The 6,365-nt window shown below is 69.6% G+C and carries 5 protein-coding genes; 1 reads left to right on the top strand and 4 read right to left on the bottom strand.

The window, feature by feature from the left end; genetic code table 11:
* Positions 1-65: 65 nt before the first annotated feature.
* The 4 genes from ACE3O8_RS12480 to ACE3O8_RS12465 all read right to left on the bottom strand — a co-directional run bounded on the left by ACE3O8_RS12480 (position 66) and on the right by ACE3O8_RS12465 (position 4,393).
* Positions 66-1,190 (bottom strand): histidinol-phosphate transaminase, encoded by a 1,125-nt coding sequence (locus ACE3O8_RS12480; RefSeq protein ID WP_374390226.1) that lies wholly within the window; start codon positions 1,188-1,190, stop codon positions 66-68.
* A gap of 161 nt (positions 1,191-1,351) precedes the next feature.
* The gene (locus ACE3O8_RS12475; protein ID WP_374390224.1) at positions 1,352-1,900 is read right to left on the bottom strand and encodes an alpha/beta fold hydrolase; all 549 of its coding nucleotides are present in this window, start codon (positions 1,898-1,900) and stop codon (positions 1,352-1,354) included.
* Entirely contained in the window at positions 1,897-2,115 is a 219-nt protein-coding gene (locus tag ACE3O8_RS12470; RefSeq protein ID WP_374390222.1) for a hypothetical protein, read from the bottom strand. The genes ACE3O8_RS12475 and ACE3O8_RS12470 overlap by 4 nt, the downstream gene beginning before the upstream one ends.
* 10 nt (positions 2,116-2,125) lie before the next feature.
* Positions 2,126-4,393, bottom strand: coding sequence for an NADP-dependent malic enzyme (locus ACE3O8_RS12465; protein ID WP_374390220.1), 2,268 nt, complete (start codon positions 4,391-4,393; stop codon positions 2,126-2,128).
* A 56-nt stretch (positions 4,394-4,449) separates the two neighbouring features.
* Here ACE3O8_RS12465 and mutS point away from each other — a divergent pair.
* Positions 4,450-6,365, top strand: a 1,916-nt coding sequence (gene mutS, locus ACE3O8_RS12460; protein WP_374390218.1) for a DNA mismatch repair protein MutS, incomplete at its 3' end; no start/stop codon positions are given.

Here is a 6,365-nt window from a genome sequence, read left to right as displayed (position 1 = left end):
CGGGGGCGGGAGCGCAAGGCGAAGATCTCGGCGCGGGCGAAGCGGGCGCTGGACGTGTGGCTGCCTCAGGCCCTCGCGGCCTCCGGCAGGGCGGCGGCGTAGCGGGCGACGTCCTCGATCTTCCCGCACGACACGCGGCTCCACTGCGTCCACTTGCCGTAGGGGCCGCGGATGAGGATGCCCTTAGCCTCCAGCCGCTTCTGCACGGCAGCGGCATCCGGCACCTTCACATAGACGAAGTTGGTGGCGGATTTCAGCGTCGGCAGGCCGGCGGATTTCGCGGCGGCCTCGATCATCTCCCGCGCTTCCAGGATGCGGCCCTTGGAATAGCCGAGGAAGGCGGCATCGGGATAGGTGGCGATGGCGGCTGCGAGGCCACCGGTGTTGCCGCCGACGCTCATGCTCCAGGGGCGCATGCGGGCGATGATGTCGGGCCGGGCGAGCGCATAGCCGACCCGCATGCCGGCAAGGCCGTAGATCTTGGAGAAGGTGCGCGCGACGATCAGATTGTCGCCTGCGCGGACGCGATCGACGAGCGATTCCCCGGCCGGATCGGCGGTGAGTTCATTATAGGCCTCGTCCACCAGCACGATGGCCTTGGGCGATACGGCGGCGGCAAAGCTGCGCAGCGCGGCGTTCGGCAGCAGCAGGCCCGTGGGGTTGTTGGGGTTGCAGATGTGGACAAGCCGGGTGTCCGGCCCGACGGCGGCCTGCATCGCGGCGAGATCGACCTGCATGTCGGGCGCGAGCGGCACCCGCTTCACGGCCACGCCCTTCGCCTCGGCATAGCGGACCGGCGGGTCGAAGGTGAGGTCGGCCGAAAGGATGTGCCCGCCCCCCGTCAGCCCCATGGTCGCGCAGTTCAGCACCTCTGACGAGCCGGCGCCGATCAGCACATGATCGGGCGTGAGGCCGTTCGCCTCGGCGATCATGGCGGCCAGCCGGTCTTCCCCGCCGGAGGCATAGTAGCAGCCCGAGCCGCACAGATCCGCGACGGCCTGCTTCGCCCTGGGCGACGGGCCATAGGGATTTTCGTTGCGGGCAAGGAAGGCGACGCCCTCGGGCGGCGCGAAGGGATCTGCGGGTGGCGGGGGCGGCGGGGCCAGCGCGCGGGCCGGGGCCGATGCAAGGGCGAGCGTGGCGCCGCCGCCAATGCCGAACAGCGTGCGACGGGAAACGGCAGCAGTCATTGGCGCAACCTTCCTGATGGTGTCGGTGCCTTGCTTGCGGTGCCGGATGAGCCCCTGTGCGCATGGCCGCTCTGCCGGCGGCTCATGGAATGGAGGCTAATGGGGGCGCTGTCGCCCTGTCAATCGAGGGGGAAGGGCAATCGAGGGTAAGCGCTGAATGCTCAGAGCGAGGCCATGAAGCGCGAGATGGCCGACGCCAGCCGGGGACGGACCGCATCATGGAACAGCCAGTGGCCCACGCCCGCCCATTCCTCATAATCGACGCGCGCGCCGCCGCTGCCCAGCAGCCGGGCCGTCTTGCGGGAGACGGCGGCCGGCACGATCCGGTCCTCGAGGCCGGTGATCACCAGCGCGGGCATGCGCAGCTTCGCATAATCGACGCGGCTGCCCTTTTCGGAATCGAGGAAGGGGGCGGCGAGCTGGGCGAGGACGGGCCCCGAATCCCAGGTGAGTTCCGCGAGCGCGGGCCGCGTTTCCGCTTCGGGCACGCCGTTGTAGACGCCGAAGCGCGCGCTGTCCTCGTCGAGCAGGGTCGCTTCGTTCCACCAGCCCCATTTGCCGGTGACGCCCCACATGGTGCGCAGTGTGGAGAGGCTGGTTGTGGAGGCCTGCATGGACGGGGCCGTGGACAGCAGGATCAGCGCCCTCGGCTGCACCCGTTCCGCCAGAAGCTGGGCGAGGATGCCGCCCATCGAATGGCCCAGGATCACGGGCTTTTCGCCCAGATCGGCAGCGCGGCGACATAGTTGGCGAGCTTCAGCGAGGCGAGCGGCGCGGGCGCGGGGCTGCCGGGCGGCACGTCATGGTAGGGAAGCGTGACGGCAGCGCTGCGGATGCCGGCCGGCTCCAGCTCGGCGCGCAGCCGGGCGAAGGTGGATGGCCGGCTCCACATGCCGTGGATCATCAGGATGGGCGGCAGGCTCATCCCGGCCGGCCTATTGCACGACGCCGGCCGCTGCGAGCGCGGCCAGTGTGGCAAGATCCGTTGCGCCCGATGTCATCGGCGCAATCTGCACCGATTTCGACATGTTGACCAGCACCGGGCCGATCACCCTGCCGCCGCCCAGCTCCTTCAGCAGCTTGGCCGCGATGTTGGCCGATTGCAGGCCGGGCATCACCAGCACATTGGCCGGCCCCGTCAGCCGGTTGAACGGATAGACATCCGCCAGCGACCGGTTGAGCGCGACATCCACCGACATCTCGCCTTCATATTCGAAGCCGGGGTTCAGCTCGTCCAGGATATGCACGGCCTCGTGCAGGGCGCCCAGATAGCTGCCCGGCGGATTGCCGAAATTGGAATAGGACATGAAGGCGACGCGCGGCTCCATCCCCAGCCGCCGGGCCGCCGCCGCCATCTTGATCGCGGTGTCGGCCAGCTGCGGGCCCTGCGGACGCTCGTTCACGGTGGTGTCGCCGATCAGGATCGTCTGCGAGCGGCCGGCGAAGATGTGGAAGCCGAACGGCACATGCCCGTCCAGCGGATCGACGGCCAGCCGCACCTGCGACAGCACCTGGTGGAAGTGCCGCGTCACGCCCGACACCATCGCATCGGCTTCGCCCATCTGCAGCATCAGGGCCGCGAACACATTGCGCTCGTTGTTGACCATGCGCTGCACGTCGCGCTTCAGATAGCCCTGCCGCTGAAGCCGGGCGTAGAGCCGCTCCACCATTTCCGGCACCAGCGGAGAGTTGGCGCTGTTGTGGATAGGATAGTTTTCCGGATCGGTGACGCCGATGCGCTTGAACCCCTCCAGGATGGGTTCTTCCCGGCCCACCAGCAGCGGCGTGCCATAGCCCTGGGTGCGGAACGTGACGGCGGCGCGCAGCACCACCTCCTGCTCGCCCTCGGCGAACACCACGCGGCTGTCGCGGGCGCGGGCCGCCTCGAAGCTGGCGGCGAGCGCGGAGGAGGTTGGGTTCAGCCGCGAGCGCAGCTCGAGCTTGTAGGCCTCCATGTCGAAGATGGGCTTCTTGGCGACGCCCGAATCCATCGCCGCCTGCGCGACTGCGGCCGGGACGCGTTCGATGAGGCGCGGATCGAAGGGGGCGGGAATGATATACTCCGGCCCGAACACATGGCTGGCGCCATAGGCGGCCGCCACTTCATCCGGCACGGCTTCGCGGGCGAGCGCGGCGATGGCTTCGGCGGCGGCAACCTTCATTTCCTCGTTGATCTTGGTGGCGCGCACATCCAGCGCGCCGCGGAAGATGAAGGGGAAGCCGATGACATTGTTGACCTGGTTCGGATAATCCGACCGGCCCGTCGCGATGATCGCGTCCGGCCGGGCGGCCTTGGCGAGTTCGGGCCGGATTTCCGGTTCCGGGTTCGCCATCGCGAAGATGATGGGCTTGGGCGCCATCGCCAGCACATCGTCGGCCGACAGCGCCTTTGCGGCGGACAGCCCAAGGAACACGTCGGCGCCGACCAGCGCTTCTTTCAGCGTACGGGCGCTGGTGGTGGAGGCATGGGCGGACTTCCACTGGTCGATGCCCTTTTCCCGGCCCTGCCAGATAACGCCCTCGCGGTCGCACATGATCACATGATCATGCGGCACGCCCATCGCCTTGATCAGCTCCGTGCAGGCGATCGCCGCGGCGCCCGCGCCGTTCACGACCACCTTCACGTCCTTCAGCGCGCGGCCGGTGACATGGCAGGCGTTGATGAGGCCGGCGGCGGTGATGATGGCGGTGCCGTGCTGGTCATCATGGAAAACGGGAATGTCCATCCGCTCGCGCAGGGTCTGCTCGATGATGAAGCATTCGGGGGCCTTGATGTCCTCCAGGTTGATGCCGCCGAAGGTCGGCTCCATCAGCTCCACGGCGTCGATGAAGCGGTTCACATCCTCGGTCTTCAGCTCGATGTCGATCGAATCGACGTCCGCGAAGCGCTTGAACAGGACGGCCTTGCCCTCCATCACCGGTTTGGAGGCGAGCGGGCCGAGGTTGCCCATGCCCAGGATCGCGGTGCCGTTGGAGATGACGGCGACGAGATTGCCCTTGGCGGTATAGTCATAGGCGGTGGAGGGATCGTCTGCGATCGCCTGCACGGGCACCGCGACGCCGGGCGAATAGGCGAGCGACAGATCCCGCTGGGTCGCCATCGGCTTCGAGGCGATGATCTCCAGCTTGCCCGGCCGCCGGGCCGAGTGGAACAGAAGGGCTTCGCGGTCGGAAAAAATCGGCCTGTCGTTGTCGTCGCTCACCGGGCTGTCCGTCTCTCTCTTGTCTCGCGCGTCTCAGCGGCTGATAGGCTGTTGCCATGACGGCGGCAATTGCCACTTCCAGTAACGCGCCCGGTTCCGCTTCTGGCCCGACCCCCATGATGCAGCAGTATCTGGGGCTGAAGGCCGAGGTGCCCGATGCCCTGCTGATGTTCCGCATGGGCGATTTCTATGAGCTGTTCCTGGACGATGCCGGGGTGGCGGCCTCCGCGCTGGATATCGCGCTGACGCATCGGGGGGAGCATCTGGGCCGTCCGCTGCCGATGTGCGGTGTGCCGGTTCACGCCCATGAAGCCTATGTGGCGCGGCTGGTGAAGGCGGGCCATGCCGTGGCCATCGCCGAACAGACCGAGGATCCGGCCGCCGCGAAGAAGCGCGGTTCCAAATCCATCGTGAACCGCGCCATCGTGCGGGTGATCACGCCGGGCACGCTGACGGAAGAGCGGCTGCTGGACGGCCGCCGCGCCAACTGGCTGCTGAGCCTGTTTCCGGGGCCGGCGGAGGTGGGGCTGGCCTGGGCCGACATTTCCACCGGAGACCTGTGGCTGGGGCAGGTGACGCCCGAGGGGCTGGCCGACGAGCTGGCCCGGATCGCGCCGGCGGAGGTGCTGGGGCCGGAAGGCGCGGGCCATGCGGATCTGCCGCGCGCCGCCTTCGACAGCCAGGCAGCCGAACGGCGGCTGGCGGCGCGGCTGGGCGTCTCGACGCTGGACGGCTTCGGCCAGTTTCCGCGCGCGGCGCTGGCGGCGGCTGGCGGGCTGCTGGCCCAGATCGAGCGGACGGCGCGCGGCGGCGCGGTGTTGCTGAAGCCGCCGAGGCTGCATCTGCCCGGCGCGGTGATGGCGATCGACGGGGCCACGCGCCGCAGCCTGGAACTGACCGAGGGGCCGTCGAGCCTGCTGGCCGCCATCGACCTGACGGTGACATCGGCCGGCGGCCGGCTGCTGGCGGCCGAGCTCGCTGCGCCGCTGGCGGACCGGGCCGCGATCGAGGACCGGCTGGACCTGGTGCAATGGTTCGGCAGCGACGCGGGCCTGAGGGAGGAAACGCGCGCGCTGCTGAAGGGCGCGCCGGATGCAGCCCGTGCGCTGGGGCGGATCGCGGCGGGGCGCGGCTCGCCCCGGGATCTCGGCGCCCTGCGCGACGGGCTGCGGGCGGCGCGCGCGCTGGGGGCGTTGCTGGACGCGGCCTGCGGCGGCGGGGCGCCCGCGGCGCTGGACCCGCTGCGGCTGGGGCTGGAACCGCCGCACGCGCTGCTGGCTCTGCTGGAGGCGGCGCTGGTGGAGAGCCCGCCTGTGCAGGCGGCCGACGGCGGGGTGATTGCCGGCGGCCATGATGCTGCGCTGGACGAATTGCGGCTGCTGGCGGCGGACAGCCGGGCGGCGATCGCGGCGCTGGAAGGCGCGCTGCGCGAACAGACCGGCGTTCAGGCGCTGCGCGTGAAGCACAACAATGTGATCGGCTATCATGTGGAAGTGGCGCAGAGGGCCGCCGATCCGCTGATGGCGCATCCCGGATTCTTTCACCGGCAGACGCTGGGCAATGCGATGCGCTTCGATACCGAGGCGCTGCGCGGGCTCGCCAGCCGGATCGCACAGGCGCAGGCCCATGCGCTGGCGGCCGAAGCCGCGCATCTGGAGACGATGCGCGAAGCGGTTCTGGCCGACGCGACGGCGATCGGCCGGGTGGCGGATTCGCTGGCCGCGATCGACCGGTCCGCCGCGCTGGCGGAGCTGTCTGTGCGGGAAGGGCTGGTGCGCCCCCGGCTGACCGACGGCCTGGACTTCCGCATCGTGGCCGGGCGGCACCCGGTGGTGGAGGCCGCGCTGCGGCGCAAGGGCGAGGCCTTTGTGCCGAACGACTGTGCGCTGGAGGGCGACGCCCGCGTGTGGCTGGTGACCGGCCCCAACATGGGCGGCAAATCCACCTTCCTCAGGCAGAATGCGCTGATGGC

Origin of the sequence: Sandaracinobacter sp. (assembly GCF_041909755.1) — a bacterium.
Taxonomy (GTDB): Bacteria; Pseudomonadota; Alphaproteobacteria; order Sphingomonadales; family Sphingomonadaceae; genus Sandaracinobacteroides.
The sequence above is the reverse complement of the archived record's forward strand: the minus strand, read 5'-3'. Positions and strand labels throughout refer to the sequence as shown.

Excerpts from the sequence above, each read along its gene's own strand:
- ACE3O8_RS12480 (WP_374390226.1), bottom strand. The coding sequence starts at position 1,190 with ATGACTGCTGCCGTTTCCCGTCGCACGCTGTTCGGCATTGGCGGCGGC.
- ACE3O8_RS12470 (WP_374390222.1), bottom strand. The coding sequence starts at position 2,115 with ATGAGCCTGCCGCCCATCCTGATGATCCACGGCATGTGGAGCCGGCCA.